Origin of the sequence: Polyangium spumosum (assembly GCF_009649845.1) — a bacterium.
Classification (GTDB): domain Bacteria; phylum Myxococcota_A; class Polyangia; order Polyangiales; family Polyangiaceae; genus Polyangium; species Polyangium spumosum.
Window position 1 is genome coordinate 1 of record NZ_WJIE01000055.1, and the last position, 1,393, is coordinate 1,393.

At 68.6% G+C, this 1,393-nt stretch carries 1 protein-coding gene and 1 pseudogene; both read right to left on the reverse strand.

What is annotated here, in order from left to right; all coding sequences use genetic code 11:
• A pseudogene (locus tag GF068_RS46800) lies at positions 1-789 on the reverse strand (hypothetical protein); the annotation flags it as partial.
• A gap of 54 nt (positions 790-843) precedes the next feature.
• Positions 844-1,074 (reverse strand): hypothetical protein, encoded by a 231-nt coding sequence (locus tag GF068_RS43215; protein WP_153825426.1) that lies wholly within the window; start codon positions 1,072-1,074, stop codon positions 844-846.
• Positions 1,075-1,393: the final 319 nt, after the last annotated feature.

Sequence of the window (1,393 nt, forward strand, 5' to 3'; positions counted from 1 at the left end):
GGGCGCCACGGGCTCGAGCTGCGGGAGCTCGACGGGTGCGGGCGGCGCGGGCGCGGGCGGCGGGGGCTGCGCAGGCGCGGGCGCGGGCGGCGCGGGCGGCGCGGGCGGCGCAGGCGCGGACTGCGCGGGCGAAGTGGCCTGCCTCAAGACCATCCCCATAGGGGTCTGGATCATCTCCCAGCCCTCCCAGGACATCGGCGTCGCCATGGGCCACGGATTCGGCGGGGGAGGCGGGGGCGGGGGCGGCGGCGGCGTATTCGCAGCGGTCGCGGTCTTTACGAGGGTGAGGAGCTTGGCGATCTCGCCGAACTCGTCTCCTCCCCCGCTGCCATTGCCACCACCGAGGTTCTTCGCGATCTCGATCCCGCGCTCCATCCCTCGCTCGTACCCGGCCCCGCCGCTCGGCTTGCCGGCGTCGTTTCCGCGGAGCAGCGGCACGATCTCGCGCACGACTTCGAGCGTCGAGTTGGATTGCGGCTGCTGCTGGAGGAGCGGGAGGATCTCGCGTACGACTTCGAGAGTCTGGTTTCCCTGTGGCGGTGGTGGTGGCTGCTTCGTGCTGTCGAGGATCGAGCGCATCGTTTCGAGAACGACCTTGACCAGGCCCATGAACTCCGCCCCCATCGCTGGCGCGGCGACGGGAGCAGGCGCGGGCGAAGGCGCAGGCGGGGCATAGTAATAAGGCGGCACGGCAGCCGGGTTGATGGCAGGCGCAGCAACGGGCGCCGGTCGGGGCGCCTGCGGCTCCTGGACGAAGGGCTTCCGCGCCGGGCCTGCGAAATAGTGCATCTCGCCCTTTGCCGTGTATCTGTGCGACTTTGCGCAGATTGCATTGAGCTGATACTAGCACTCACCCCCGTACAGGTCGACGATCTGCTGCCAGGTTCGCAGCTCGGATCCCTTCCATGCCGTCGGGCAGACCTCTCGCGTCTTGTCCGGAAGGATGCGGACGATCTGGATGAGGTCGAATCTTCGCGGATCGGGACCTAACTCGGTTTCCGGCCGAGGAAACAGAGGATGGCCGCCGAGATCCGCCGGCTCGTCTGAGGGCGCGCTGGGTTCGGCGTGGGTCATGGCTTGGACCTCCTCTTCCCGCGAGGCTTTCGCGCCGGGCCCGGGAAGTGGAACTCCTCGGACCTGGCAGTATATCGAATGGTCTTGGCCGTGTGCTGCTTCGTGTCGACGTCTTCGAGGGATTCGAGCTTGCTGGTCGGTCCGACGACGACGTTTACCGTCTGCGTCTGGGTCACGGACGGCGGGGACGATGCCGGCGGGGCGGAACGTGTCAACGCGAACGAGACAGCGCCGTCGTGAATTCTATGAGGGTGCGGCTACAACAGCGGCAGCTCGCGCCTCGCGTCGCGGCGTCTTCGCCGCGGCGTGAGGCGCACTC

Bases quoted from the DNA above. Each gene is read 5' to 3' on its own strand.
- GF068_RS43215 (WP_153825426.1), bottom strand. From the start codon at position 1,074: ATGACCCACGCCGAACCCAGCGCGCCCTCAGACGAGCCGGCGGATCTC.